Here is a 25,764-nt window from a genome sequence, read left to right as displayed (position 1 = left end):
TCCTGCAGGCGTCAGGCTTCGGAGGCCGCTTCTTCCATATTGATCTCGCGCAGAATCTCCTCACCGTGCTCGTTGAGCCGCGGAGAGCCCGATTGGGCCGCGAGCGGCGTTCCGTCGAAGAGGATCGGCGTGCGTAGCCCAGGAAGGGTGAAGGCGCCACCCGCCATTTCGGCTTCGATCACCATGCCGCGCTCGCGCAGTTGCGGGTCGGCAAAAACCTCCGACAATGTGTTGATCGGTCCTGCAGGGATTGCCGCCGTCTCGAGACGTTGAAGGAGGTCTGTCCGCCGCCAGGATGCAAGTTTCGGACAAAGAAGCCCAAGAAGCTCGGGGCGGTTTGCGACACGCGCAGCATTGTCGGCGAAACGCGGATCGTCCGCCCATTCTTCGTTGCCGAGAATTCGACAAAGCCCACGAAACTGCCGATCGTTTCCGACCGCGATGATGAGATGGCCGTCGCTGACGGCGAACACCTGGTAGGGAACGATATTGGGATGGGCGTTGCCGGCGCGTTGCGGGTTCTTGTCGGTCACGAGGTAGTTCATCGCCTGGTTCGCCAGGACGCCCGTCATGGAATCGAACAGCGCCATATCGATGTGCGTCCCCTCGCCGCTCGCTTCGCGCGCGCGCAACGCCGCCTGGATCGCAATGACGGAATAAAGGCCGGTGAAGATGTCGGCAAAAGCGACACCCATCTTCATCGGCTCGCCGTCCGGTTCGCCCGTCAGAGACATGATCCCCGACATGCCCTGGATCATCACGTCATAGCCGGCGCGGGACGCATAAGGACCGGTCTGGCCGAAGCCGGTGATGGAGCAGACGATGAGGTGGGGGAAATCACGGCGCAGCGTCGCCGCGTCGAGACCATATTTCTTCAAGCCGCCGAGTTTGAAGTTTTCGACGAGCACGTCCGCCTCGGCGCAAAGCCGTCGCACGATTTCCTGCCCGTCGGGCGTGGCGATATCGACGCCGATCGACCGTTTGCCCCGATTGCAGGCGTGAAAATAAGCGGCCCCCTCCGATCCACCCTCCGGATTGACGACAAAAGGCGGTCCCCAGCGCCGGGTGTCGTCGCCCTGGCTCGGCTCCTCGATCTTGATCACGTCCGCACCGAGATCGGCGAGAACCTGACCAGCAAAAGGCCCGGCCAGAATGCGGGCGAGCTCAATGACTTTGACGCCCTCAAGCGGCTTATTCATTTTCCGACCCCGAGCCTCAGATCAAAAGAAGGCCTGAATACCCGTCTGGGCACGGCCGAGGATCAGCGCGTGGATGTCGTGCGTGCCCTCATAGGTATTGACCGTCTCGAGGTTCTGCGCATGGCGCATGACGTGGTATTCTTCCTGGATCCCGTTGCCGCCATGCATGTCGCGAGCGACACGGGCGATATCAAGCGCCTTGCCGCAATTGTTGCGCTTGATGAGCGAGATCATCTCAGGCGCCATCTTGCCATCGTCGAAGAGACGACCGACGCGCAAAGCCGCCTGGAGACCCAAAACGATCTCCGTTTGCATGTCGGCCAGTTTCTTCTGAACCAACTGAGTGGCGGCGAGCGGCCTGCCAAACTGATTCCGCTCGAGCGCATAACTCCTTGCGCGGAACCAGCAATCCTCGGCGGCCCCCATGACGCCCCAGGCGATTCCATAGCGCGCGCGATTGAGGCAACCGAACGGGCCTTTCAGCCCCGAAACATTGGGCAGGAGATTCTCTTCCGGCACCACGACGCCATCCATGACGATCTCGCCGGTGATCGACGCGCGCAGGGACAGCTTGCCGCCGATTTTCGGTGCGGAAAGACCCGGCATGCCCTTCTCGAGAATGAAACCGCGGATCGCACCGTCATGCTCGGCCGATTTCGCCCACACCACGAAGACATCGGCGAGCGGAGCATTCGAGATCCACGTCTTGGAGCCGGTGAGACGATAGCCGTCGCTCACCTTTTCCGCCCGCGTCTTCATTCCGGCGGGATCGGAGCCGGCATCGGGTTCGGTCAGACCAAAGCAGCCGATCCATTCGCCGCTTGCGAGCTTCGGCAGATATTTCTGCCGCTGCGCTTCGTCGCCATAGGCGTAGATCGGATGCATGACGAGCGAGGATTGCACGCTCATCATGGAGCGATAGCCCGAATCGACGCGCTCGACTTCACGCGCCACAAGGCCGTAGGCGGCATAGGAGGCGTGGGCGCAGCCATATTCTTCGGGGATGGTGATCCCGAGAAGGCCGAGTTCGCCCATTTCCGCAAAGATCTCTGGCTCGGTTCTTTCCTTGGCGTAGGCTTCGAGAATCCGAGGAGCGAGCTTCTCCTGCGCATAATCGTGCGCCGTATCACGGATCAGCCGTTCTTCTTCACTCAGCTGATCTTCGAGGAAAAAAGGATCCGCCCAATCAAAGGCAGAGTGTGAATCGGTCTTCTTAACGTGTTGATCCATGACCTGCTCGCCACCGTCGCCCGCTACCGGGGACGCACTCCGTTCAAAAATATCCGAATACAGCGGCGCAGATAGCTCTTACGGTCATCGCCACCGCCCAATTCGGGGTCTCCCGGCGTTTTGAAGACAATGGCACCGAAGATCATGTCCATCAAAATCTTCCCAGCACTCATTGCATCGTCGACATCGATACGCCCGAGTTGACGCTGCTTGTCAAACCATTCGCCCAAGAGAGCTCGCGATCTCTCGCCGCCGCGCTGGCGCGCCAAATCGTGCAATTCCGGATAATGCCGAGATTCCACCATCACGAAACGCAAAAGAGCGACGCGCTCACGATCGGCTTCTTCTGAAATGTCGATGCGGAAAATGGCTTCCAGAGCCTCCTGCAGCGACATCTCCTCGTAGTCGCCCGGGAGCGCCAGCATGGTCTCACGATGGGCGTCGATGATCGCGGCAAAAAGCTCCGTCTTGCTGGGGAAAAGCCGGTAAAGCGTGCGCTTCGAAATCCGGCACCGCGCCGCCACCTCATCCATCGTCGTGCGTGCATAGCCGCTCTCCTGGAACAGCTCGCGTGCCTTCTGAAGGATGATCGCACTTTGGGCTTCATCCGACATGACTTTGGGACGGCCACGTCCACGAGGAGCCTCAGAGCCCCCCTCAGCCTTGCCGAGATTTAAGGTTTCTTCGTCTTTTGAAGAGGCTACGGAATGCATATCGGTCACCTGAGCGGCTTGACAGAGCGCCAGGGACATTTATAGGTACGATCGCGTTTTATATTAACGGGCACAGCTGCTCCCTCCCAATCCTTATGCTGTATCGCCCCCCGGTCTCAACATGGCTCAAGACAGTCCTTTTCCCAAATATGGTTATCGCGGAAATAACGCCTCACGTAAACGGCGAAATGCGCGAATGATTTTCTGCAGCTCCTCTTCAGGTGGCCATCGCAAGGAGATCTTCCTTCGCTTTGCGGCGACGGACGCCCCCGAAACTCCGCGCCCGACGGCTATTTCCACCCTCCCTACCTCCCCCCGGACCAGCCGCATAGGTAGACTCTACGACAGGTTGCGCCTGCACTGTCCGAACCTCATTGTGGGGACCTTTGCTGCGACCTTGCTTCTCAGCGCCTGCAACCCGTCTGAGGAACAAAAGACAGCCCCGGCGCAGAGCAATTCCCCGCAGGTGAGCGTCATTGCTCTCCATCCGGGATCGACAACCATCACGGCCGAACTTCCTGGGCGCGTAGCGGCCTCCCTGGTCGCGGAGGTGCGACCCCAGGTTGGCGGCATCATCCGTGCGCGCGCCTTCGAAGAAGGCAGCGAGGTCAAAGAAGGCGACGTTCTCTATGAGATCGACAGCGCCTCTTACCAGGCAGCCTACGACGTGGCGGCTGCAGCTCTCCAGAAAGCCGAAGCGAAGGTCCCAAGCGCCAAGGCCAAGGTGGAACGCTATGAAGGGCTCGTGGCGCAGAACGCCGTGTCGAAGCAGGATGTCGACGATGCTCGATCGGACCTTCTGCAAGCGCAGGCCGATGTCGCGTCAGCCAAGGCCGATCTCGAATCCGCCCGCATCAATCTCGATCATACCAAGGTGAAGGCGCCGATCTCCGGTCGTATCAGCGCCTCGGCTGTCACCGTCGGCGCGCTCGTCACCGCCGATCAAGAGACGCCTTTGACGACGATCCGCACGCTCGACCCGATCAATATCGATGTCACGCAGTCGAGCACGAACCTGCTGAGATTAAGGCGCGCTGTCGACGAAGGGCGCATCAAAACCTCGGGCGAGAACGTCGCGGTCAGGCTGAAACTCGACGACGGCAGCACCTATGCTCAGGACGGAGCGCTCGAGTTCATGGAATCGGTGATCGACGAGACGACGGGGACTTTCACGGTGCGCGCCGTCTTTCCCAATCCCGATCGACTGCTTCTGCCGGGCATGTATGTGCGCGGCATCCTCCAAGAAGGCGTCGCGGAGGGGAGCTTTCTCGTCCCGCAGCGCGCCGTCACCCACAACCCGGATGGCGAGGCAGTGGCGTTTTTCGTCGATGCCGACGGAAAGGTGGACCAGCGCGTGTTGAGCGTGCAGCGCAGCATCGGCCGCAATTGGCTCGTGGACGGCGGTGTCTCGGATGGCGACCGGCTCATCGTGGAAGGCGCGCAATCCGTCAAAGACGGTGACAGCGTGCGCGCCACCGAAGTCACCCTCGACGAGGAGACCGGCGAAGTTCAGGCTCTTTCGGAGACGCCCCCCGAAAAAGCCGCCCTCTCGAACGACCGCGCTCAGAAGGGCTGACCCACACCCATGTCGCGCTTCTTTATCGAACGGCCGGTCTTCGCCGCAGTCATCGCGCTCGTCGTCATGCTGGGCGGTCTCCTTGCCCTGACGACCCTGCCCATCTCGCAATATCCGCAGATCTCACCGACGACGGTGCAGATCCGAGCCAACTATCCCGGCGCCGATGCGGAGACGGTCGAGAATTCGGTGACCAAAGTCATCGAGCAGGGCATGACCGGCATCGATTTTCTCGACTACATGACCTCGTCGTCGACATCGACCGGCTCCGCCTCCATCCAGCTCACCTTTACCAATCAAGCGGATCCCGACGTCGCGCAGATGCAGGTGCAGAACAAGCTGCAGCTTGTGGAATCGCAACTGCCCCAGGCCGTCGTCAACAATGGCGTGACGGTCACCAAGTCGACGCAGAGCTTCTTGATGGTCGTCGGATTTGTGTCGACCGACGGCTCGCAGACGACGACGGACCTCGCCGATTACGTTCAATCGACGTTGAACGACCCGTTGAGCCGCCTCGGCGGCGTCGGCTCGACCCGCCTTTTCGGCTCGGGCTACGCCATGCGCGTCTGGCTCGACCCTGCCAAGCTGCAAAAATACTCGTTGATGCCGAGCGACGTGACGGCGGCAATCCAGGCCCAGAACACGCAGGTGTCCGCCGGCCAGCTCGGCGCCGAACCGCAGGTCCAGGGACAGGCGCTCAACGTCACCCTCACCGCCAAGAGCCGCCTTCAGACGGTCGAGCAATTCGAGAACATCATCCTGAAGAGCGCCACCGGCGGATCGATCGTGCGGCTCAACGACGTGGCGCGTGTCGAAATCGGCTCGGAGAGCTACGACACGAGCTCACGCTACAACGGCAAACCCGCCGCCGGTCTCGCGATCTATCTCGCCACCGGTGCCAACGCCATCTCAACGGCGGCAGAGGTTCGCGATGTGCTCGACGCGAACGCCGGCACGCTGCCGCGGGGTGTCGAGATCGTCTATCCTTACGACACGACCCCCTTCGTCGAACTCTCCATCGAAGAGGTGGTGAAGACGCTGTTTGAGGCCATCGTCCTCGTCTTCATCGTCATGTTCGTCTTCCTGCAGAACATCCGCGCGACGCTCATTCCGACGATCGCCGTTCCGGTCGTTTTGCTCGGCACTTTCGCCATGCTCTCCTTCGCCGGCTATTCCATCAACACCCTCACCATGTTCGCCATGGTGCTGGCCATCGGCCTTCTCGTCGACGACGCCATCGTGGTGGTGGAGAATGTCGAGCGCGTGATGGACGAAGAAGGCTTGCCGCCCAAGGAGGCGACGATCAAGTCGATGGGCGAGATCCAGGGCGCGCTGATCGGCATCGCCACGGTGCTGTCCGCCGTCTTCGTGCCGATGGCGTTCTTCTCCGGCTCGGTCGGCATCATCTATCGCCAGTTTTCCGTGACCATCGTCACCGCGATGATCCTCTCGGTCGCCGTCGCGCTCATCCTGACCCCGGCCCTGTGCGCAACGCTGCTCAAGCCCGTTAAGGAAGGACACAAGCAGAAAGGCGTCTTCGGCCTCTTCAACCGCTCTTTCGAGCGCTTGACCAACGGGTACCGCTCAGGCGTCAGCGGTATCATCAAGCGTTCGTTTCGCTTCCTTGTCGTCTTCCTCGTCATCGCGGGGGCAACCGGATATCTCTTCACAAAGCTGCCGAGCTCCTTCCTGCCAGACGAGGACCAGGGCATCCTGATCGCCAGCGTTCAGCTTCCTGCCGGCGCGACCCAGGAGCGAACGTGGCGCGTGATGCGTCAGGTGCAGGATTACTTCCTCGACGATGAGACGGACAACGTCGCCGGCGTGATGACGGAGGTCGGGTTCGGCTTCGGCGGCCAGGGCCAGAATGTCGGACTCGCCTTTATTCGCCTCAGCGATTTCGAGAAACGTACGAGCGAAGCTGCGAGCGCGCAGGCGATCGCCGGACGAGCTATGGGTGCGCTATCGGGAATCAAGGACGGCCGCGTCTTCGTGCTCAACCCGCCTGCCCTGCCGGGCTTCGGCGCAACGGGCGGATTTGATTTCTATCTGCAGGACCTCAACAACGCCGGCCACGACGCCCTCAAAGGGGCGCGCAACCAACTGCTCGGGTTGGCGGCACAAAGCCCGGTTCTGAGCGGCACCCGCCCCAATGGCCAGGAAGACACCTCCCAATACCACATCGACATCGATCAGGAGAAAGCGAGCGCCTATTCTCTTGCCCTCTCCGACATCGACAGCACCCTCTCGGTCTCCTGGGGCAGCAAATACGTCAACGACTTCATCAACAAGGGCCGCGTGAAACCCGTCTATGTGCAGGGAGATTCGCACTTCCGCATGCAGCCGGAGGACATCGAGCAATGGTATGTGCGCAATTCGGACGCCAAGATGGTGCCGTTCTCGGCGTTCGCAACCGGGACCTGGACCTATGGCTCACCGCGCCTTGAACGTTTCAACGGGCTGCCGGCCATGGAAATCCAGGGCTCGGCGGGTGCGGGCTACAGCTCCGGCCAGGCGATGGAGAAGGTCGAAGAGCTGATTTCCGAGCTGCCAGCCGGCTTTGGACACGAATGGACCGGCTTGTCGTATCAGGAGCGCATCGCCGGCAATCAGGCGGCGTCCCTTTATGCGATCTCGGTCCTTGTCGTGTTCCTGGCGCTTGCGGCGCTTTACGAGAGCTGGACGATCCCGATCGCGGTGATCCTGACCGTGCCGATCGGCATTCTCGGAGCGCTCGTCGCGTCGCTCTATTTCGGCCAATCCAATGACGTCTATTTCAAGGTCGGTCTGCTGACGACCATCGGTCTCGCGGCGAAGAACGCCATTCTGATCGTCGAATTCGCGCTGGACTGGCAGAAACAAGGCAAAGACCTGGTGGAAGCGACACTCGAAGCATGCCGGCAGAGATTGCGGCCCATCCTGATGACGTCGCTCGCCTTCATTCTCGGCGTCTTGCCGCTCGCCATTGCCGATGGCGCCGGATCCGGCAGCCAGAATGCCGTCGGTATCGGCGTCATGGGCGGCATGATCGCCTCCACGACCCTCGGCGTGTTCTTCGCGCCTCTCCTATTCGTTGCGGTGCGTCGTCTGTTCTCCAAGCGACGCAATTCGCAGGCTTCCGCAGCCGACACCATCCCCGCCCCAGCTTCACAGGCTTAGGCGGACAAGAAAGACCGATCGCCAGGCATGACAAAGATGATCGCTCACCCCATCGCGACACGGGCTTCGCATCGTCGAGGCAGACGCACCACCGCGGCCATGCTTCTGACCCTGCCCTGGCTCGCCGGCTGCATGGTCGGGCCAGACTATCAGAAGCCTCTGATGGCGCTTCCCGCCAGCTGGAGCAACAACGGCGCCACGCAACCGACCCGTCCGCCGGAACTCGCGCATTGGTGGAGCCGCCTCAACGATCCCTTGCTCGATTCCCTCATCGAGGAAGCGGTCGCGGGCAATCTCGACGTTGCCTCGGCGAAAGCGCGGATCCGCGAGGCGCGGGCGAGCTACCGGCAGAGCACCGGCGCGCTCCTCCCTTCTTCCGACGGATCCGGTTCCAGCCAGCGTTCGAAGAGCAACGGTGCAGGTTCGGGCGGCTCGAACACGGCATGGAACTATCAGGCCGGCTTCGACGCGACCTGGGAGCTCGATCTTTTCGGCGGGAATCGCCGCACGGCCGAGGCCGCCCGCTACGGCATCGATGCCGCGGAGGAAGATCTGCGCAACACGCTTTTGACGTTGATCGGCGATGTCGCGTCGAACTACGTCAATCTCCGCGGTTATCAGGCGCGCATCGCGCTTGCCCAGCGGACCGCATCCTCGCAGCGCGAGACCGCGGACATCACCCGTAACAAGTTCGAGGCAGGCGCGGCATCCTCGCTCGATGTGGCGAACGCCACGGGTCAGGCGGCCAATACGGAGGCGACGATTCCATCGCTGCGCACCTCCTACGCCGAAGCGTTGCACCGGCTCGGCGTGTTGACCGGTCAGGCGCCGAGCGCCCTCGAGAGCAAGCTCAAGAAGAGCAAACCGATTCCGCGGCCAAAGCTGCCGATCCCGACCGGCATTCCGGCCGAAATTTTGAACACACGCCCCGATGTGCGTATGGCAGAGAGACAGCTCGCCCAGTACACGGCGCGGGTCGGCGCGGCCGAGGCCGATCGATTCCCGAGTGTCAGTCTCCTCGGCAACATCGCCACATCGGGTGCTCAGATCGGCGATCTTGCAGACCATTCTTCGATCGCCTGGTCGTTCGGTCCGAGCCTCAGCGTTCCCCTTTTCCATGGCGGCCAGCTCGCCGCTGCGGCGGATGTCGCACGGGCTCAGCGTGACCAGTATTTCATCGCCTACAAATCGTCCGTGCTCAACGCGCTGGAGGAAGTGGAGAACGCCATCGTCGGGCTGTCCCAGGAGCGCATCCGCTACGGCAAGCTTGCCACATCCACACAGGCCTACCGGCAGGCGGCCGACCTTGCCCGGACACTCTATAAGAGCGGTTCATCAAGCTTCCTCGACGTGCTCGACGCGGAGCGCTCGCTTTACTCCGCGGAGGATGCGTTGCTCGCAAGCCGCGTGGAAATCACGCAGGATTATATCGCCCTGCAAAAGGCGCTGGGCGGCGGCTGGGACGGACGGGTGCGGATCGACGAGCCTGCAATTGTCGACCGGCCGAAGACCAGGCCGGTCGTCTTCGTGCAGCATTAGGGCACAAAGATCGGCAACGTGATGGCAGCCCGCAAGCGCAAGCGTTCCAAGCTCATCTGGCTCCTTGTCGCCCTCCTTCTGATCGGCGGGGCGGGTTACTGGGCGAAGGGCAGTTATTTCACCGAAGAGCCGCCTGAGATCATGACGTCGCCGGTCACACGGGGCGATATCGAGAAGACGGTCCTCGCCACGGGCATTCTCAAGCCGGCGAAACTGGTCGCCGTGGGCGCGCAGGTTTCGGGCCGCGTCACGTCTCTCGACGTCGGCGTGGGCGACAGCGTCAAGGAAGGCGATCTCATCGCGGAGATCGATTCCGAAACGCAGGAGAACGACCTGCGCACCGCAGAGGCGTCGCTTGCCAACGTTCGCGCTCAAAAGGAGGAGAAGCAGGCGACGCTCGTTCAGGCCGAGCAGGCTCTCGCGCGGCAGACACGCATGATCAACCAGAATGCGGTTTCGCGTGCCGATTACGAAGAGGCGGAAGCGACCGTCAAAGTGACCAAAGCGCAGATCTCCGCGCTCGACGCGCAGATCGCCGAGGCGGAGGTGGCCGTCGAAACGGCGAAAGTCGACCTCGGCTACACCAAAATTACCGCTCCGATGGACGGGACGGTGCTTTGGGTGGTGACGCAGGAGGGGCAGACGGTGAATGCCATCCAGTCGGCCCCGACGATCGTCATTCTCGGGCAGCTCGACACGATGACCGTGCGCGCGGAGATTTCCGAAGTCGATGTCGTGGACGTCAAACCCGGCCAGCCCGTCTATTTCACGGTGCTGGGAAATCCCGACCGTCGCTACGAATCGACCCTCTCGTTCATCGAGCCCGCACCGGAATCAATCACCAGCGACAGCATGGTGGCCTCGTCGTCCTCAGGCTCGAGTTCCGCGTCCGAGAAGGCGATCTATTACAACGGCATCTTCGATGTGCCGAACCAGGATCGCGAGTTGCGCACCTACATGACGGCGGAAGTCCACATCGTGCTCGGCCAGGCCCATAATGTCCTGACCTTACCGTCGGCGGCACTCGGCAGCAAAGGTGCTGACGGGACGTATTCGGTCCATGTGCTGGAGGCGGATGGCAACGTCGCCGAACGCACGGTAAAAATCGGCCTCAACGACAAGATCCGGGCGGAGGTTGTTTCCGGCCTTTCGGAAGGCGATCGTGTCGTCATGGGTCAGCCAGGCAGCTCTGGGAGCGGTCGACGGCGCGGGCCCCGGGGACCGATGGGGTTCTAGGCATTGGCCACACCTCTCATTACGCTCGAGAAGCTTCGGCGGGAGTTTCCCGCCGGTGAGGACACGATCGCAGTTCTCAAGGATATCGACCTTCAGATCGATGCCGGAGAAATGGTCGCGATCGTCGGCGCCTCCGGCTCCGGAAAATCGACGCTGATGAACATTCTCGGCTGTCTCGACCGTGCGACAGCGGGAAGCTACAGGATTTCCGGGCAGGAGACGTCGGCACTCGAACCCGATCAGCTGGCAGCGCTTCGGCGGGAGCATTTCGGCTTCATCTTCCAGCGCTATCATCTGCTTTCGGAGCTGACGGCCCTCGGCAACGTCGAAATCCCCGCGATCTATGCCGGCCAGCCACCGGCGGAGCGCGAAGAGCGGGCCGAAGAGCTTCTGGCACGGCTTGGCATGGCAGACCGGCTGGAGCACCGGCCCGGCCAGCTCTCCGGAGGCCAGCAGCAACGCGTCTCCATCGCCCGTGCACTGATGAACGGCGCGCAGGTGATCCTCGCCGACGAGCCGACCGGGGCCCTCGACAAGCATTCCGGCGAAGAAGTCCTGAAGATCCTCGAAGAGCTCAACCGAGAGGGCAAGACCGTCATCCTGGTGACGCACGACATGAATGTCGCGGCGCGCGCCGAGCGGATCATCGAAATCAGCGATGGCGAGATCATTTCCGACACCCGCAGCGCCAAGGCGGACGGGCAACAGATTGCCGGAGAGATCGCAGAGGACCGGCGGCGCGGGCGTGTGCGCGCCGCGGTCGATCGTTTCGGGGAAGCCTTTCGCATGGCACTGCTCGCCATGCGCGCCCACAAGCTCAGAACGTTTCTGACGATGCTCGGCATCATCATCGGCATTGCGTCCGTCGTCTGCGTGGTGGCGCTCGGCGAAGGATCGCGGCAGCAGGTTCTGTCGCAAATCTCAAGCCTCGGCACGAACACGCTGGAGGTCTTTCCCGGCAAGGATTTCGGCGACGTGCGCTCGGGGAAAATCACGACGCTGGTCGTCTCCGATGCGGACGCCCTCGCCGGCCAGCCCTATGTTGCGGCTGTCACGCCGACGGTCTCCACAAGCGCCAACGTGCGTTTCGGCTCGATCGAAGCGAGTGCGCTCGTCAACGGTGTCGGCGCGCAGTATTTCGAGGCTCGGGGCACGACGCTCGCCGCCGGCAGCTTCTTCAATCAGGAGAGCGTGAGGCGGTTGGAGAAAGACGTCGTCATCGACGACAATACCCGGCAATCTCTGTTCGCTGACTTCGACGGCAGCCCGGTCGGCCAGGTCATTCTGGTCGGCAAGGTGCCCTGTCGCATCGTCGGGGTCGCAGGCGCCCAACAAAGCGGCTTCGGCGCCAGCAGCAACCTCAACCTCTACCTGCCTTATACGACGGTGCAGGCGCGTTTCCTGGGCGACCAGTCACTTAGAAGCATCACCGTGCGCGTCGCCGACGATACGTCCACCGATACCGCCGAACAGGCCGTGACGGAGCTCCTCACCCGGCGTCACGGCTCGAAGGATTTCTTCATTCTCAATACGGACGACATCCGTCAGACGATCACGGAGACGACGGAAACCTTGACCGTCCTGATCGCCTCCATCGCCCTCATTTCGCTGATCGTGGGCGGGATCGGCGTCATGAACATCATGCTCGTTTCGGTGTCTGAGCGCATCAACGAGATCGGCGTACGTATGGCTGTCGGTGCCCGCCAGAGCGACATCCTGCAGCAATTCCTGATCGAGGGCGTGCTCGTCTGCCTGATCGGCGGCGTGCTCGGCATCGCCTTGGCGCTCGGCTTCGGCGCCCTTTTCGATGCGCTCGGATCGAGCTTCAAGCTCATCTACTCGCCCGTCTCGATCGTCGCGGCGTTTCTCTGCTCAAGCCTCATCGGCATCGTCTTCGGCTATCTGCCGGCACGCAATGCCTCCAGGCTCGATCCGGTCGCCGCACTCGCCCGGGATTGACGCCGGCCACGGCAAATCGCGCCGGCGTCAATCAGAAGCAAGCTCCGATTACGCCGCAAAGGCCGGGTCGAGGACCGTCCGCAGGACCTTCTTGTCCAAAGACTCGTAACCGAAATAATTGATGATGTCGTAGAGCTCGGCCCGGCTCTGCATGTCCTTCACCGTGCCGGCCGCGGTGCCCGTGGTCTTCAGCTCGGTGAAGAACTTTTCCATGGCATGTGCGCAGATGCGCAGGCTCGAAACCGGCCAGATCGCCATCGCATAACCCATCTCGGCAAACTCTGCGGCCGACGTCTGCGGCGTGCGGCCAAACTCCGTCATATTGGCAAGGAGCGGCACCTTGATGGCCGAAGCGAACTGGCGGAACTGCTCTTCGCCTTCGAGCGCCTCGGGGAAAATCGCATCGGCCCCGGCCTCGATATAAAGGCGCGCGCGCTCGATCGCGGCCTCGACACCTTCGCTAGCCGCCGCGTCGGTGCGGGCGATGATCTTGAGATCGCGCCGCGCGCGGGCGGCTGCGGCGACCTTCTGGGCCATGTCTTCGGCGGCAACGAGCTGCTTGCCGTTCAGATGGCCGCATTTCTTCGGCATCACCTGGTCTTCGAGCTGCACGGCCGCCACACCCACGTCCTCGAGTTCGCGAATGAGGCGCATGGCGTTCAAAGCCTCGCCAAAGCCCGTGTCGCCATCAACGACCAGGGGAAGCCTCGTCACGCGGATGATTGCACGCGCCCGGCCGACGAGCTCTTCCATGGTCAGGAGACCGAGATCCGGCAGGCCGAGAGACGCCGTGAGCGCCGCCCCGGAAAGATACAACGCCTCAAACCCTGCCTTGCGCGCCACAAGCGCGGCCATCGGATCGTGAGCACCCGCGATCTGCAGGAATTCGCCGGAGGCCCATTTCTTGGCAAGCGCGGCGCCAAGATCGCGCGGAAGCGGCTCTTCCAACCATACGGGTCTGTTCGGTGTCTCGGTCATGGGCACTCCTTGATTGTTTTCCACTTTGGGGATTGTTTTCCACTTTGGGGAATTCACGATGGGTTGGGGATGCAGACCGCGCCTTCCATGAGGCGGCGCTGGGTCCGGAGAACATGTGCGGCTTCGATTGCCGGGACACCTGCGTTCTCGCCGTTCACCTTCACGCCGACGGTCACGATGCCGCTCGGCGTGCCGAGCCGAAGCCGGCTCAAATCTGTCTCCGGCTTGAGCAGCGCGCGCACGACACCTCCCTCGACCGCGGCCGCGCTCGCCAGAGCAAGCGAGCAGGTGATGGGAACGGCACGATGCGGCTGAGCCGCCGAAATCATGCGCACGAGGATGTCGAAGTCGTCGGGCGCGAGAGCAGAACCGGACAGGTCAGAGAACGAGGACGGAGCAGCGACGAAGCCGATCTTCGGAATGGCGATGATCTTCGCCGCCTCGTCCACGCTCGAAGCGATGCCCATGGCAACGGATGCCTGCCGCCGGAGATGCTCGATCTCCTCCAGCACGTCTCCCGCCGCATCGAGGGCGTCCGGCATGATCGTCGGATCGACACCAAGCGCCGACGCCGGGAGGAAGCAGGTCGGGATCGCGGCATCGATGAGGCTCGCCTCGACCGCACTGCCGTCACGCTTCGTAAGCCGGGTGAGCGCTTCGCCCGCCGGCAGAAGACCTTTGCCGCGCGTCCCGGCCGGATGCAGGAATTCCAGTCGCACCGGCGCCCCACTCCCGGCCACGCCGGGCAACACCGCATCGCCCTCGACCGCTGCCTCACCGCCGGCCATCCGGAAGACGGAGCGGATGATCTTGCCCGTGTTGGTGTTGTGGATGCGGACCGTGGCCTCGCCGTCGCGCGGCGCAGCAACCATTTTCTCGTCGGCGGCAAAAGGGCCGACGGCCGAACTCATATTGCCGCAATTGCCGCTGAAATCGACCGCGTCGGTTTTCACCGAAACCTGGGCGAACGTGTAGTCGACATCCGCATCGGGGCGCGACGAAGGGCCGATGACGCAAATCTTGCTCAGCGAAGAAATGCCGCCGCCGAGGCCATCGAGCTGCCTCCCGTTCGGATCGGGACTGCCGAGCATCTTGCGAAAAAGCGCCGGCCACAGAGCGCGGTCCTCAGGCAGATCCTGCTCCTTCAACATGATCGCCTTCGAGGTGCCGCCGCGCATGAAAACAGCCGGAATGCGCTGCTGGGTCATCGTTCCTCCTCTTGAGAGAGTTCGCCGGCAAGCGAGGTCCAGCTCGCGCGGATATGCCGGCGCATCAAAAGTCCGGCGAGTTCGCCGTCGCCAGCTGCGATCGCTTCCTGGATGCGCTCGTGTTCGATCAGCGCCTCGCGGCCCCGGCCCTGCACGCGGCCATGGCGGCGGCGGAGAAGGGAGAGCTGCGGATAAAGCTCCGAATCGAGAAGCCGCAGGATGAGCGGGTTTCCTGAAAGCCTGGCGATGACGATGTGAAAATCCGCATCGCCACCGCTTTGAAAGTAAGCGCCCACGGGATGGGCGGCGATCTCGCCTGCGTGCTGCTTCAAGAGCGCACCGAGATCCTGCGCCTCTTCCGGCGTCGCCCTGAGTGCCGCAAGCCTTGCGGCTTCAGCCTCCAGCGCTTCGCGCAGCTCATAGAGGACACGGGCGTCCGCGAGGGAGAGTTCGCGCACGCGCGCGCCCACATTGGGCGTGAAACTGACGAGCCCGGCATCTGCCAGAAGCCGCAGCGCCTCGCGGACCGGCCCGCGGCTCACCTCGAAGCGTCGCGCCAGAGCCACTTCGCCGAGGCGCTCTCCAGGAACCAGGCGTCCGGCCAGGATATCGGTCCGCAGACGCTCCAGAATGGCGGCAGAGGAATCGCCGTGCCTGACTGCAATTGTCGACAATATGCCTCCCCCAACACTAGCGGCGTTTTCTGCTCAATGACGAGGCAGATTCAATTTAGGGCCGCAACCCCCTGTTTTGCCTCACTTAGAAGAATAGTACGCCTCTGACAAGCGTCCCCTATTGCCCGAGGCAGTGCCGCCACCTCTCTCACATTGTTGACATTCTCGCTCGGCGATGCAAATTCCGCCAAGATAACAAAAGCGGGAGGACGATTATGAAACTCACCAGACGCTCCGCATTGGCCGGCCTCGTCGCCGGCATGACCTTGCTCGGAACATCGATCTCGGCACAGGCGCAGGACGACTGGCCGAACCAGCAGATCACCTTCGTGGTGGCGCTCGGACCGGGCGGCTCGGCCGACCGCACCGCACGCATGCTGGCGCAGAAGATGCAGGATGAACTCGGCGTGCCGATCCGGGTGGTCAACCAGAAGGGTGGTGGCGGCCATGTGGGCCACACCTACTTCCTCAACATGCCGGACGATGGCAGCTTCTTCCTGGCAACATCGATCCACCCCTACATCAGCAACGCCATCCTGCAGAAAGACGCCGACTACACGCTCGACGACTTCGCCTTCATCAACGGCCAGTGGACGGATATCGATCTCTTCGCGCTCAACAAGGATCTTCCTTACAAGACGCTCGACGAGTTCGCCGCCGCCATCAAGGAAGAGCCGGGCAAGCATTCGATCAGCGTCGTTCCCGGCTCCACGGGCTACATCAACGCGCTCCTGATGCTCGAAGGCTACGGCCTTTCGGAGGATGACGTGAACATCGTCACCTACGAATCGGGCTCAGCAGCCCGCACCGCCGCAGCCGGCGGGCAGGTCGACATGACCGTGCTCGGCGCCGACGGGTCGCTGTCGATTGCAGAATATATCCGCCCCCTCGCCGTCGCCTCCGAGAAGCGCCTGCCGGATTGGGACGCCCCGACCTTGAACGAGGCTCTCTCGGACGAGGGCGTGACCGTGCCGCCGCTCGTCGGCTCGATGCGCGGCCTCGCGGCCCATGCGACCTTCAAGGAGAAATATCCGGAGCGCTTCCAGCGCATGACGGACGCCTACAAGGCGGCTCTTGACGACCCGGAATTCGTCGAAAGCCTCAAGAAGCAGGGCATCGGCGCCGAATGGCTCGGGCCGGAAAAAACCACCGAGATCATCAAGTCCAACTTCGAGATCTTGAAGCGTTTTAACGACGTAGCGGGCTGAACCCGCCTGGAGAGGGCCTTTGCCCTCTCCTCCCACCCTTCCGGCGAAATCTTTCCCGAGGTCTGTCGCAGATCATGCCGCTGCGTATCGCGCCCACTCATCTCGTCTTTCTGATCCTCGGATCGATCACCGCGATCTATCTCAACTGGAGCGCCATTTCCGCATCGACGAAGCTCTACAATCTCATCGTCGTGGTGCCGGTCGGAATCGCGCTCCTCGTGCTTGCCACCCTCATCCTCGGCAAGAGCCTGCTGCGCCCCCACGATCCGGAAGGCCTGGAAAGGACGCCGCTCCACGAGACCCTCGGAGATGTCGTTCTGCTTGCCTGCTTCGGCGTCTTCTGCGTGGCGCTGACCAAGGTCGGCTTCGATCTCGCGACATTCTTCTTCGTGTGGATCGGGGTGCATCTGAGCGGTGAAAAGCGCCTCTGGGCGCCGCCGCTCTACGCGGCCGTGTTTACAGCGCTCCTGGTGGAGAGCTTCGGCTCGCTCTTTCCCTTCCCCATGCCCCTGGCGGTCCTTTCATGATCGACGGCCTCGCACTTTCCCAGTCGCTCGACCTACTTTTCGGCGGTTTCGGCCCCTGGCTCTATGTCCTGCCTGGCCTTCTCATCGGGCTTGTCTTCGGCGCCATTCCGGGCCTGCAGATCTCCATGGCGATGGCCGTCTTCCTGCCGCTCACCTGGAACATGGATTTCCTTCAGGCGATGCTGTTCCTGACGTCGATTTTCACCGGTGGCGCCTATGGTGGCGGCGTCACGGCGATCTTGATGAACATCCCCGGTTCGTCGTCGAGCGTTGCGACCGCCTTCGACGGCTATCCGATGGCCCGTCAGGGCCGGCATAACGAAGCACTGGGCCTCGGCCTCGGCGCCTCGGTCGTCGGCGCTTTTGTCGGCTATGTCCTGCTCTTTCTCCTGATCGAACCGCTGACGGTCGTCGTCTTGAAACTCGGTCCGCTTGAAATGGTGATGGTGGTGTTCTGGGGGCTCACCCTCATCGCCACGCTCAACGACAGCACCATGGCGAAGGGCCTTTATGCGGGCCTTCTCGGTCTGCTTCTGAGCCAGATCGGCATGTCGACGACCGGCACGATGCGCACGACCATCGGCAATCCCTATCTCATCGACGGTATCCCGGTGGTCCCGGCGATGATCGGCATGTTTGCCGCCTCCGAGCTTCTCCGGCTGCGCGGCAATTCCTATCTCGTCGACGCCAAGGGCCTGCGCACGATTTCGCTCTCGGCGCTCCTCAAGGGCTTCCTCAAGACATTTCGCTATCCGAAGACGCTGATCCGCGGCAGCCTGATCGGCGCCCTGATCGGGGCGGTGCCGGGCGTCGGCTCCTCGGTTGCAAATCTTGTCGCCTATGGCGAAGTGCGCCGCAGCTCTGATCACCCGGAAAAGTTCGGCAAGGGCGAGCCTGAGGGCGTCGTCGCGGCCGAATCATCGAACTCATCCTCCGAAGGCGGATCGATGACGGCGCTTCTGGCACTCGGCGTGCCGGGCGGTGCGGCAACGGCCGTGCTCCTCGCGGCCTTCTCTTTCCACAATCTCGTGGGCGGACCGTCCTTCATCCGAGACAACCGGGACGTCGTCTACTCCATCATCATCGGCAATATGGGCCAGGTGATCCTGCTTGCGATCGTCGGCATCCTGTCGCTGCGCGTGCTCGGCATGGTGGTACGCGTGCCGCTCAGCTACCTCGTACCCTCCGTTCTCGCCTTGTGTGCCTGGGGCGGGTTCGGTATCACCGGCACCATCGCTGGTCCCGTGACGGTCGCCGTTTTTGCGGGGCTCGGCTGGATGATGCGCCGGCATTCCTATCCCGTCGCAGCGACGGTCATCGGCCTGCTTCTTGGCCGCATGACAGAGGGTGAGATGGTGCGCACATTGCAGATCTCGGGCGGCAACCCGCTCGCCTATCTCGCCGAGCGGCCGATCGCGATCCTGTTCCTCGTCCTGCTTCTGCTTTCCGCGGTGGTGCTGCCCCTGTGGCGCCGCCATCGTGAAAACCGGCAAAGCGCGGAGGAAGCGGCCGCCGGCTCGTCTTGAGCCAGAAGACATCCGGCCGAGCATCAACCCTTCTCATCGGTCTTGCCACTCTTGCCGCCGGCCTCACCGGCGGCCTCACGTTCACGGCGCTGTCGATCCCACTGCCATGGGTGCTCGGAAGTTTTTCGGCAACCGGCCTCCTGTCGCTTTTCGGGGTCCGGCTCGCCCTGCCGGGCTCCTGGCGCGGCTACGCCATGGTGATCGTCGGCACGATGCTCGGGGCCGGCTTCGATCCAGAAACGGTGAAAGCGATCCCCGGCTGGTGGCCCAGCCTCGTGATCATGATCATGTTGTCGATCGCGTTCTTCTTCTTCGCCTTTCTGGTTCTGCGGACATGGGCGAAGATGACGCCCGCGACCGCCTTTCTGGCGGCCATGCCGGGCGGTTTGTCGGTCGTCAGCGTCATTGCCGAAACCTATGGGGCGGATCCCCGCCGGGTCGTGCTCTGCCACTCCGCCCGGCTCGTCGCCCTTCTGGTGACGATGCCGATCCTCATCCACCTCCTCGGCGATTACGATCTTGCCGGAGCCTCACGCCCGGGCAGCCTGCCGCCAATCGACGGGTCGCCCCTCGATCTTCTGCTGCTTCTCGGCTGTGCGATCGCAGGTTATTTCCTCGGGCGGGTGATGAAAGTGCCTTCGGGTCTCCTGCTGATCCCGCTCGTCCTGTCCGCCTTCGTCCACAGCCTCGGCGTGGTCGAGGCGCATGTGCCGGTGCAGATCTCGATCGTCGCACAGATCATTATAGGCGCGAATGTCGGTGTCCGCTTCGTCGGCTATCGGCTTCGAGACATTTTGAGCGACGGCTGGATGTCGGCAATCATCGGCGTGGTGCTGTCCTTCAGCACTTTCCTCGCCGCCCTTGCCGCCTCGAAGCTCACCGGAATCGACGCGGCGCCGCTGCTTCTCTCGTTCCTGCCCGGCGGAGCCCCGGAGATGGGGGTGGTCGCGGTCGCCCTTCACATCGCGCCGGCGATGGTGGCCTGTCATCATCTCGTCCGCGTCGCGATCATGGTGGCGCTGATCCCGCTCGGGCTCAAACACCTCGCAAAACCCGGCAAGCCTGACTGAATCGCTCAGGAGGCCGTCTTCTGGCGGCCGATCCGCTCCGCGCTTTCCTTCAAGGCCAGCAGCACCGTCTCGCGGCGGGCATCGTCGAAGCGCGTGATCAGCCCCGAGATGGCGAGCGCGCCGCGCAAATTGCCGTCGGGACTGAAGACAGGGACGGCGATCGCAGCGATGTCGGAATCGCGTTCGCCCAGAGAGACCGCGTGCCCCACCCGCCGGATCTCCCGGTACCGCGGATCATCCTCAGTCCAGGCAAGGAGAAGGTGGGACGCCGCCCCCGCCGTCAACGGCATACGCGCGCCCTCCACGATGTGGTGACGAATCGCGCGGTCCGGCTCATGGCGATAAAGGCAGACACGGCTGTCACCGTCGCGAACATAGAAGGATGCCGTCTCACCGATCGTCTCGGCCAGACGGCGCAGTTCTGGGCGGATGAGGTCTGCAGCGGTGAAATTCTGCCGGTACCGCGCACCAAGCCGCCACACCGTCGCGCCGAGCCGATAGCGCCCATCGGGCTGGCGCGCGATGTAACCGTAACGCTCCAGCGACACGCAGAGCCGCAGGATCGTGCTCTTGTAGAGGCCCGTGCGGCGCGCAAGCTCCGCAAGCGTGAGCGTCAACTCTCCCTCATCGAAGCAGGCAAGAATACGGAAGGCCCGCTCGACTGCCTCTACGCCGCGCTGGCCCGCATCGTCGGAACCACCGTTTTCAGCCGCTGCCACAATTGTCTTCCCCTCTTGCCGCTATACAATCGTTCTGCTACGTTGAATATACGTTCTGCCTGACAGAACGCAAGAACAATGAAGAACGATCCGGAGGACATCGGCCCAACTTGCGGAATTGATTCCGCACGTCCCGCTATCCCTCTGATCGAAAAGGAGACGCCATGCTCCGGCCCCTCGCCGGTATCCGCATTCTCGACCTGACGAACGTCCTCGCAGGTCCATTCTGCTGCCATCAGCTCGTGCATTTCGGTGCGGAGGTGATCAAGGTCGAGGCGACGGGTCGAGGCGACCTCGCGCGCCAGCTCGGGGCCGATCCCGAGCTCAATGCCCGCAACATGGGCATCTCCTTCCTGGCGCAGAACGCCGGCAAGAAATCCGTCACGGTCAACCTCAAGGACGAGCGCGGCAAAGCCATTTTCCGCCGCCTGGTGGAAAGCGCCGATGTGCTCGTCGAGAATTTTCGCCCCGGCGTCATGGAGCGGCTGGGCGTGGGCTATGAGGCGCTGAAGGACGTCAACCCGCAGCTCATCTACTGCGCCATCTCCGGCTTCGGGCAAAGCGGCCCCTGGATCGGACGCCCCGCCTACGACCAGATCATCCAGGGCGCGTCCGGCGTCATGTCGATCACCGGCGACAGCGATTCGGGCCCGTTGCGCGTCGGCTACCCGATCGCGGACACGATCGGCGGATTGACCGCGGCCTTTGCAATCGCAGCTGCCCTCAATGCCGAGGAGCGCGGTGCGTTTCTTGATGTTTCCATGCTCGAAGCGACGATCGCCACCATGGGCTGGGTCGTCTCGAATTATCTGATCGGCGGCGTCGAGCCTTCGCCGAAGGGCAACGAAAACATGACGTCTGCCCCTTCCGGCTCGTTCCAGGCGCAGGACGGGCTTCTTAACATCGCGGCCAACAAAGACGAGCAGTGGCAACTCCTTGCCCGCCATCTTGGACGCGAGGACCTGCTTCAGGATCCGGATTTCGCCACCCGCGAGAAGCGCAAGGAGAACCGCGTTCGTCTCAAGGCTGAGTTGGAAACGGCACTGACACGCCGCCCTGCACGCGACTGGGTGCGCGAATTGAACGAGATCGGCGTCCCGGCGGGTGCCGTGATGAGTGTCCCGGACATCCTGGCGCATCCGCAGATCGCCGAAAGAGGAATGCTCGGGACTTTCCAGAACGTTCCAGGCGTCGGGCGCGACATCACCGTCATCCGCACCGGCATCAAGATGAGTGGCGAGGCACCGAGCGTCGACGCGCCGCCGCCGCAACTCGGCGAGCACAACCAGGAAGTCTACGGCGCTCTCGGACTGCCGGCGAGCGAGATCGAGACGCTTCAGAAGGAAGGTGCGATATGAGCGACGTGTCCGATTGGTGGCGCACCTCCATCATTGAGATGGAGCCGGGCAAGATCAGTTTCCGCGGCTACCCGGTCCAGGACCTCATCGGCCAGGTCAGTTTTCCCGAGATGATCTGGCTCATGACGCGCGGCGAACTGCCAGGCCATGACGAGGCGGCCCTATTTGAGGCGGCGCTCGTAGCGGCCGTCGATCATGGGCCTCAGGCTCCTTCGATCGCGGCGGCTCGCATGGCCGTCACCTGTGGCCTGCCCTTGAATGGCGCCATGGCGTCCGCGGTCAATTTCCTCGACGACGTGCATGGTGGCGCAGGCGAGCAGGCCGTTGAACTCTACCATATGATCGACGACGCCGGCGGGCCGGAAAAGACGGCCGATATCCTGGACCGCTGGCAGGCGGAACGCGGCCGTTTCGTGCCGGGCTTCGGCCACCGCTTTCACAAGCCTGTCGATCCCCGCGCGCCCCGCCTCCTTGGGCTTGTCGACGAGGCAGCCGCGGCCGGGACCGTTTCCGGACGCTTTGCGAAGATCGGTCGTGCAATTGAAAAAACGCTGACGGAGGCGAAGAGCAAACCCGTCCCGATGAACATCGACGGGGCAACCGCCGTCATCTACGCCGAGCTCGGCTTTCCGGCTCCTCTTGCCAGGGGCCTCTTCTGCCTGTCACGTTCCGTCGGCATTCTCTCCCATGCCTGGGAGCAGATGTGTCAGGGTGGCCGCAATAAGGGCCCGACACCACCAGCCTATCGCTGGACCTTCGACGGAATGGCTCCGCGCGAAGTGCCGGCTTCCTATCGCAGCCAGAAGCTGCGTCAGAATGGTCAAATCAGGGAGGATTCATGACCATGTCATTGCGTCGTTTGCTTGTACTTGCTCTGCCGCTGGCCTTCGCCACGGCCACGCTGAGCGACCGGGCGTCGGCCTTCGAGCCGTCGTCGACCGAATGCATCGCCCCCGCCAATCCCGGCGGCGGCTGGGACTTCACCTGCCGCCAGGTCGGCAAGACCATGCAGGATCTGGACTTCATCCCAGGCACGATGAAGGTCACCAATCTCGCCGGCGGATCCGGCGGCGTCGCGTTTGCCGAAGTCGTCAACAAGCGCAATGACGACAACAACCTCATCGTCGCAGCCTCTTCGGCAACCTCGAGCCGCCTCGCCCAGGGCGCCTATCCCGGCGGCGACATGGATCAGGTCCGCTGGCTCGCCTCGGTCGGCGCCGATTACGGCATCATCGCGGTCGCCAAGGATTCGAAGTTCAACACGCTTCCCGAACTGTTCGACGCCATCAAGGCCGATCCTTCTTCGATCGCCGTCTCCGGCGGCTCGGCCGTCGGCGGCTGGGACCATCTGAAAGTTCTGATCGCAGCCAAGCGTGCCGGCATCGATAAGCTGCGTCAGATCAAATACGTCGCGTTCGAAGGCGGTGGCGAAGCGGTGACCCAGCTTCTCGCGGGCTCCGTTCAGGCCTTCTCCGGCGACGCATCGGAAGCGAAGGGCTTCGTCGATTCCGGCGACATCAAAGTCCTCGCCGTCCTCGCTCCGGAACGCCTGCCCGGCGATTTCTCGAAATTCCCGACCGCCAAGGAACAGGGCATCGATGCCGTGGGCGCCAATTGGCGCGGCTTCTATGCTCCGGGCGGCATGTCGGACGAAGCCTATGATTGGTGGGTCGAAACCATCGGCAAGACCTACAAATCCGACGAATGGAAGAAGATCATGGCCTCCAATGGCCTTGCCCCGCTGGATCTTCAGGGCGAAGAGTTTGAGAAATTCGTGGCAGACTCCGTCGCGGAGATCAAAGATCTCTCCAAAGAAATCGGCATCATCAGGTGACATCGCGAAGGGCCGTGCCGGACCTCGGCGCGGCCCTCTTCGATAACGGGAAGAGATCATGAGCGATCGGATACTCGGCGTGATCGGCGTTGCGCTTGCCGCGTTCTATATCTGGCAGGCGACGCTCATCCAGGAAAGCTTCATGTCCGATCCGGTCGGACCAAAGACGTTTCCGATCATCATCGGCGTCATTCTCGGACTTTCGTCCATCTATTTCATCATCAAGCCCGATCCGGAACCGCAATGGGCGAGCGTCGGGCGCACGATGGAAGTGCTCTTCGCCGCCGCGGTGCTCTTCGGTTACGCCTATGCGCTGCCGATCGGCGGCTTTGTCCTGACGACCGCCATCACCGCAATGTTTCTGTCCTGGCGTCTCGGCGCGGGGCCTGTGCAAGCGGCGATCGCAGGTGCCACCATTTCGGTTGGCATCTACGTCCTTTTCGGCGTCGTCCTCGGCCTGTCGCTCGCGCGCGGCCCCTGGGGCTTTTGAGAAAGCGGAGGATTTTACGATGGACGCACTCTCCTCCCTTGCCGATGGTTTTGCCGTCGCTCTCACCTTCCAGAACGTGCTTCTGGCTCTTCTCGGCTGCTTCCTCGGCACGATCTTCGGCGCTCTGCCTGGACTGGGGCCTTCGAACGGCGTCGCCATTCTCATCCCTCTCGCCTTCACGCTCGGCCTGCCTGCAACGCCGGCTCTGATCCTTCTGACCAGCGTCTATTACGGCGCCATGTATGGCGGGCGCATCTCGTCGATCCTGCTCAACATTCCGGGTGACGAGCCGGCGCTGATGACGACGCTCGACGGCTATCCGATGGCCCAGCAGGGCAAGGCCGGCGAGGCGCTCGCACTTTCCGGCATCGCCTCTTTCGTCGGCTCGTTCTTTGCGACCTGGGGGCTGGTCTTCCTCGCCCCGCAGCTCGTCAAGGTCGCCCTCCTCTTTGGTCCGGCGGAGTACTTCGCTCTCTTCACACTGGCCTTTGCCACGCTCGGAGGGATCGCCAGCCGCAACCAGGCGAAGGCCGCGTTCTCCGCGGCTCTCGGTGTCGGCATCGCCATGATCGGCGTCGATGCCCAGACGGGCGTGCCGCGCTTCGCCTTCGGCGAGGTGCATCTTTACGACGGCATCGATTTTCTGGTCGCGATCGTCGGCCTGTTTGCCGTCTCCGAAGTGTTCATCTTCCTGGAACACCGCGGCGAAGAAGCTCATGCGGAGGATGCGAGCAAGCTCGTCAATCGCGTCACCGCGCCGCTTTCGATGCTCCGCAAGACCGCCGGCACGATGGGCCGCTCGACCGTTCTCGGCTTCCTCGCCGGCGTCCTGCCCGGGGCCGGCGCGTCACTCGGCTCGTTCATCGCCTATTCGGTGGAAAAGCGCGTCTCCGACCGCAAGGGCACGTTCGGCAAGGGCGACCCTCGCGGCGTTGCTGCGCCAGAAGCCGGCAACAATGCCGCCGCCGGTGGCGCCCTCGTTCCGATGCTGGCGCTCGGCGTTCCAGGCTCGGGCACGACGGCGGTGCTGCTCGCCATGCTGCTCGCCCTCAACATCACGCCTGGGCCGCTCCTCTTTCAGTCCAATCCGGATGTCGTCTGGGGTCTGATCGCAGCTCTCTTCATCGGCAACATCATCTTGCTGATCATGAACATCCCGCTCGTCTCTCTGTTCGTGCGGGTTCTCCTCGTGCCGCCGAAATACCTCATGCCGGCGGTCGCGATGATCGCCTTCGTCGGCGTCTACGGCATTTCCGGTTCGACCTTCGACCTCGTCGTCATGGTGCTTTTCGGCCTGGGCGGCTGGCTGTTGCGCAAGCTCGACGTACCATTGGTGCCGGTGATCCTCGGCGTCCTCCTTGGAGGCCAAATGGAGGTCAATCTGCGCCGCGAGTTGACGATCTCCAACGGCGACTGGTCGGCGCTCGTCGATTCGTGGCTGTCGATCACGCTCTGGGGGCTCGCGATCGTCGGCTTCATCCTGCCGATTATCGTCGGCTCGTTCTTCCGCACCAATGTCGGCAAGGGTCGTTCGCGAGAAAGCGACGATCCGGATTGATCG

Annotated in this window: 21 protein-coding genes; 14 read left to right on the top strand and 7 right to left on the bottom strand. The window is 62.9% G+C overall.

Features of this window, described 5'->3' with window-relative positions; genetic code table 11:
• Positions 1–11: 11 nt before the first annotated feature.
• From EO094_RS15775 to EO094_RS15765, 3 genes are read right to left on the bottom strand one after another with little or no spacing between them, the layout of a single operon-like run.
• Entirely contained in the window at positions 12–1,199 is a 1,188-nt protein-coding gene (locus tag EO094_RS15775; protein ID WP_128293865.1) for a CaiB/BaiF CoA transferase family protein, read from the bottom strand.
• 21 nt (positions 1,200–1,220) lie between these two features.
• Positions 1,221–2,429 (bottom strand): acyl-CoA dehydrogenase, encoded by a 1,209-nt coding sequence (locus EO094_RS15770; RefSeq protein WP_128293864.1) that lies wholly within the window; start codon positions 2,427–2,429, stop codon positions 1,221–1,223.
• Between the two features lie 23 nt (positions 2,430–2,452).
• Entirely contained in the window at positions 2,453–3,043 is a 591-nt protein-coding gene (locus EO094_RS15765; RefSeq protein WP_246008563.1) for a TetR/AcrR family transcriptional regulator, read from the bottom strand.
• Positions 3,044–3,491: 448 nt separating this feature from the next.
• Between EO094_RS15765 and EO094_RS15760 the strand changes: the two genes are divergently transcribed.
• Genes EO094_RS15760 through EO094_RS15740 form a run of 5 tightly spaced genes read left to right on the top strand, consistent with a single transcriptional unit; the run spans position 3,492 to position 12,611 of the window.
• Complete coding sequence (locus EO094_RS15760) at positions 3,492–4,718, top strand: efflux RND transporter periplasmic adaptor subunit (RefSeq protein ID WP_281275267.1); 1,227 nt, start codon at positions 3,492–3,494, stop codon at positions 4,716–4,718.
• Positions 4,719–4,727: 9 nt separating this feature from the next.
• Positions 4,728–7,877: an efflux RND transporter permease subunit gene (locus EO094_RS15755; RefSeq protein WP_128293862.1), complete on the top strand. Its 3,150-nt coding sequence runs from the start codon at positions 4,728–4,730 to the stop codon at positions 7,875–7,877.
• Between the two features lie 36 nt (positions 7,878–7,913).
• Complete coding sequence (locus EO094_RS15750) at positions 7,914–9,416, top strand: efflux transporter outer membrane subunit (RefSeq protein ID WP_128294303.1); 1,503 nt, start codon at positions 7,914–7,916, stop codon at positions 9,414–9,416.
• Between the two features lie 21 nt (positions 9,417–9,437).
• On the top strand, positions 9,438–10,652 hold the full coding sequence (locus EO094_RS15745) for an efflux RND transporter periplasmic adaptor subunit (RefSeq protein WP_128293861.1): 1,215 nt from the start codon (positions 9,438–9,440) through the stop codon (positions 10,650–10,652).
• A gap of 3 nt (positions 10,653–10,655) precedes the next feature.
• Entirely contained in the window at positions 10,656–12,611 is a 1,956-nt protein-coding gene (locus EO094_RS15740) for a MacB family efflux pump subunit (RefSeq protein WP_128293860.1), read from the top strand.
• Between the two features lie 48 nt (positions 12,612–12,659).
• On the opposite strand, the gene prpB is transcribed toward EO094_RS15740, so the two are convergent.
• The 3 genes from prpB to EO094_RS15725 are packed head-to-tail and all read right to left on the bottom strand — an operon-like array spanning position 12,660 to position 15,471.
• Positions 12,660–13,589: a methylisocitrate lyase gene (gene prpB / locus EO094_RS15735; protein WP_128293859.1), complete on the bottom strand. Its 930-nt coding sequence runs from the start codon at positions 13,587–13,589 to the stop codon at positions 12,660–12,662.
• A 53-nt stretch (positions 13,590–13,642) separates the two neighbouring features.
• Positions 13,643–14,797, bottom strand: a complete 1,155-nt coding sequence (locus EO094_RS15730) for a PrpF domain-containing protein (RefSeq protein ID WP_128293858.1) — start codon at positions 14,795–14,797, stop codon at positions 13,643–13,645.
• Complete coding sequence (locus tag EO094_RS15725; RefSeq protein ID WP_246008562.1) at positions 14,794–15,471, bottom strand: GntR family transcriptional regulator; 678 nt, start codon at positions 15,469–15,471, stop codon at positions 14,794–14,796. The genes EO094_RS15730 and EO094_RS15725 overlap by 4 nt, the downstream gene beginning before the upstream one ends.
• 215 nt (positions 15,472–15,686) lie before the next feature.
• On the opposite strand from EO094_RS15725, the gene EO094_RS15720 reads away from it, so the two are divergent.
• The 4 genes from EO094_RS15720 to EO094_RS15705 all read left to right on the top strand — a co-directional run bounded on the left by EO094_RS15720 (position 15,687) and on the right by EO094_RS15705 (position 19,802).
• Positions 15,687–16,679 (top strand): Bug family tripartite tricarboxylate transporter substrate binding protein, encoded by a 993-nt coding sequence (locus EO094_RS15720; RefSeq protein WP_128293857.1) that lies wholly within the window; start codon positions 15,687–15,689, stop codon positions 16,677–16,679.
• Between the two features lie 74 nt (positions 16,680–16,753).
• A complete protein-coding gene (locus EO094_RS15715) occupies positions 16,754–17,206 on the top strand; it encodes a tripartite tricarboxylate transporter TctB family protein (RefSeq protein ID WP_128293856.1) in 453 nt (150 codons plus the stop codon).
• A complete protein-coding gene (locus tag EO094_RS15710; RefSeq protein WP_128293855.1) occupies positions 17,203–18,732 on the top strand; it encodes a tripartite tricarboxylate transporter permease in 1,530 nt (509 codons plus the stop codon). Before EO094_RS15715 ends, EO094_RS15710 begins: the two co-directional genes overlap by 4 nt.
• Positions 18,729–19,802, top strand: coding sequence for an AbrB family transcriptional regulator (locus tag EO094_RS15705; RefSeq protein WP_128293854.1), 1,074 nt, complete (start codon positions 18,729–18,731; stop codon positions 19,800–19,802). The genes EO094_RS15710 and EO094_RS15705 overlap by 4 nt, the downstream gene beginning before the upstream one ends.
• A 5-nt stretch (positions 19,803–19,807) precedes the next feature.
• On the opposite strand, the gene EO094_RS15700 is transcribed toward EO094_RS15705, so the two are convergent.
• Positions 19,808–20,521, bottom strand: a complete 714-nt coding sequence (locus EO094_RS15700; RefSeq protein ID WP_128293853.1) for an IclR family transcriptional regulator — start codon at positions 20,519–20,521, stop codon at positions 19,808–19,810.
• Positions 20,522–20,685: 164 nt separating this feature from the next.
• On the opposite strand from EO094_RS15700, the gene EO094_RS15695 reads away from it, so the two are divergent.
• The 5 genes from EO094_RS15695 to EO094_RS15675 are packed head-to-tail and all read left to right on the top strand — an operon-like array spanning position 20,686 to position 25,761.
• Positions 20,686–21,879 (top strand): CaiB/BaiF CoA transferase family protein, encoded by a 1,194-nt coding sequence (locus tag EO094_RS15695; protein ID WP_128293852.1) that lies wholly within the window; start codon positions 20,686–20,688, stop codon positions 21,877–21,879.
• Positions 21,876–22,721 carry a citryl-CoA lyase gene (locus EO094_RS15690; RefSeq protein ID WP_128293851.1) on the top strand — a complete coding sequence of 282 codons (846 nt, stop codon included), beginning with the start codon at positions 21,876–21,878 and terminating at the stop codon, positions 22,719–22,721. The genes EO094_RS15695 and EO094_RS15690 overlap by 4 nt, the downstream gene beginning before the upstream one ends.
• Positions 22,718–23,713: a Bug family tripartite tricarboxylate transporter substrate binding protein gene (locus EO094_RS15685; RefSeq protein ID WP_425455911.1), complete on the top strand. Its 996-nt coding sequence runs from the start codon at positions 22,718–22,720 to the stop codon at positions 23,711–23,713. The genes EO094_RS15690 and EO094_RS15685 overlap by 4 nt, the downstream gene beginning before the upstream one ends.
• 58 nt (positions 23,714–23,771) lie before the next feature.
• Complete coding sequence (locus EO094_RS15680) at positions 23,772–24,203, top strand: tripartite tricarboxylate transporter TctB family protein (RefSeq protein WP_128293850.1); 432 nt, start codon at positions 23,772–23,774, stop codon at positions 24,201–24,203.
• A 19-nt stretch (positions 24,204–24,222) separates the two neighbouring features.
• Positions 24,223–25,761: a tripartite tricarboxylate transporter permease gene (locus EO094_RS15675; protein WP_128293849.1), complete on the top strand. Its 1,539-nt coding sequence runs from the start codon at positions 24,223–24,225 to the stop codon at positions 25,759–25,761.
• The last annotated feature ends 3 nt before the right edge of the window (positions 25,762–25,764 follow it).

Origin of the sequence: Afifella aestuarii (assembly GCF_004023665.1) — a bacterium.
Classification (GTDB): Bacteria; Pseudomonadota; Alphaproteobacteria; order Rhizobiales; family Afifellaceae; genus Afifella; species Afifella aestuarii.
The sequence above is the reverse complement of the archived record's forward strand: the minus strand, read 5'-3'. Positions and strand labels throughout refer to the sequence as shown.

Coding starts and splice junctions, on each gene's coding strand:
- EO094_RS15755 (WP_128293862.1), top strand. CDS start 4,728: ATGTCGCGCTTCTTTATCGAACGGCCGGTCTTCGCCGCAGTCATCGCG.
- EO094_RS15715 (WP_128293856.1), top strand. CDS start 16,754: ATGCCGCTGCGTATCGCGCCCACTCATCTCGTCTTTCTGATCCTCGGA.
- EO094_RS15690 (WP_128293851.1), top strand. CDS start 21,876: ATGAGCGACGTGTCCGATTGGTGGCGCACCTCCATCATTGAGATGGAG.
- EO094_RS15710 (WP_128293855.1), top strand. CDS start 17,203: ATGATCGACGGCCTCGCACTTTCCCAGTCGCTCGACCTACTTTTCGGC.
- EO094_RS15685 (WP_425455911.1), top strand. CDS start 22,718: ATGACCATGTCATTGCGTCGTTTGCTTGTACTTGCTCTGCCGCTGGCC.
- EO094_RS15675 (WP_128293849.1), top strand. CDS start 24,223: ATGGACGCACTCTCCTCCCTTGCCGATGGTTTTGCCGTCGCTCTCACC.
- EO094_RS15775 (WP_128293865.1), bottom strand. CDS start 1,199: ATGAATAAGCCGCTTGAGGGCGTCAAAGTCATTGAGCTCGCCCGCATT.
- EO094_RS15695 (WP_128293852.1), top strand. CDS start 20,686: ATGCTCCGGCCCCTCGCCGGTATCCGCATTCTCGACCTGACGAACGTC.
- EO094_RS15745 (WP_128293861.1), top strand. CDS start 9,438: ATGGCAGCCCGCAAGCGCAAGCGTTCCAAGCTCATCTGGCTCCTTGTC.
- EO094_RS15730 (WP_128293858.1), bottom strand. CDS start 14,797: ATGACCCAGCAGCGCATTCCGGCTGTTTTCATGCGCGGCGGCACCTCG.
- prpB (WP_128293859.1), bottom strand. CDS start 13,589: ATGACCGAGACACCGAACAGACCCGTATGGTTGGAAGAGCCGCTTCCG.
- EO094_RS15680 (WP_128293850.1), top strand. CDS start 23,772: ATGAGCGATCGGATACTCGGCGTGATCGGCGTTGCGCTTGCCGCGTTC.
- EO094_RS15765 (WP_246008563.1), bottom strand. CDS start 3,043: ATGTCGGATGAAGCCCAAAGTGCGATCATCCTTCAGAAGGCACGCGAG.
- EO094_RS15770 (WP_128293864.1), bottom strand. CDS start 2,429: ATGGATCAACACGTTAAGAAGACCGATTCACACTCTGCCTTTGATTGG.
- EO094_RS15750 (WP_128294303.1), top strand. CDS start 7,914: ATGATCGCTCACCCCATCGCGACACGGGCTTCGCATCGTCGAGGCAGA.
- EO094_RS15720 (WP_128293857.1), top strand. CDS start 15,687: ATGAAACTCACCAGACGCTCCGCATTGGCCGGCCTCGTCGCCGGCATG.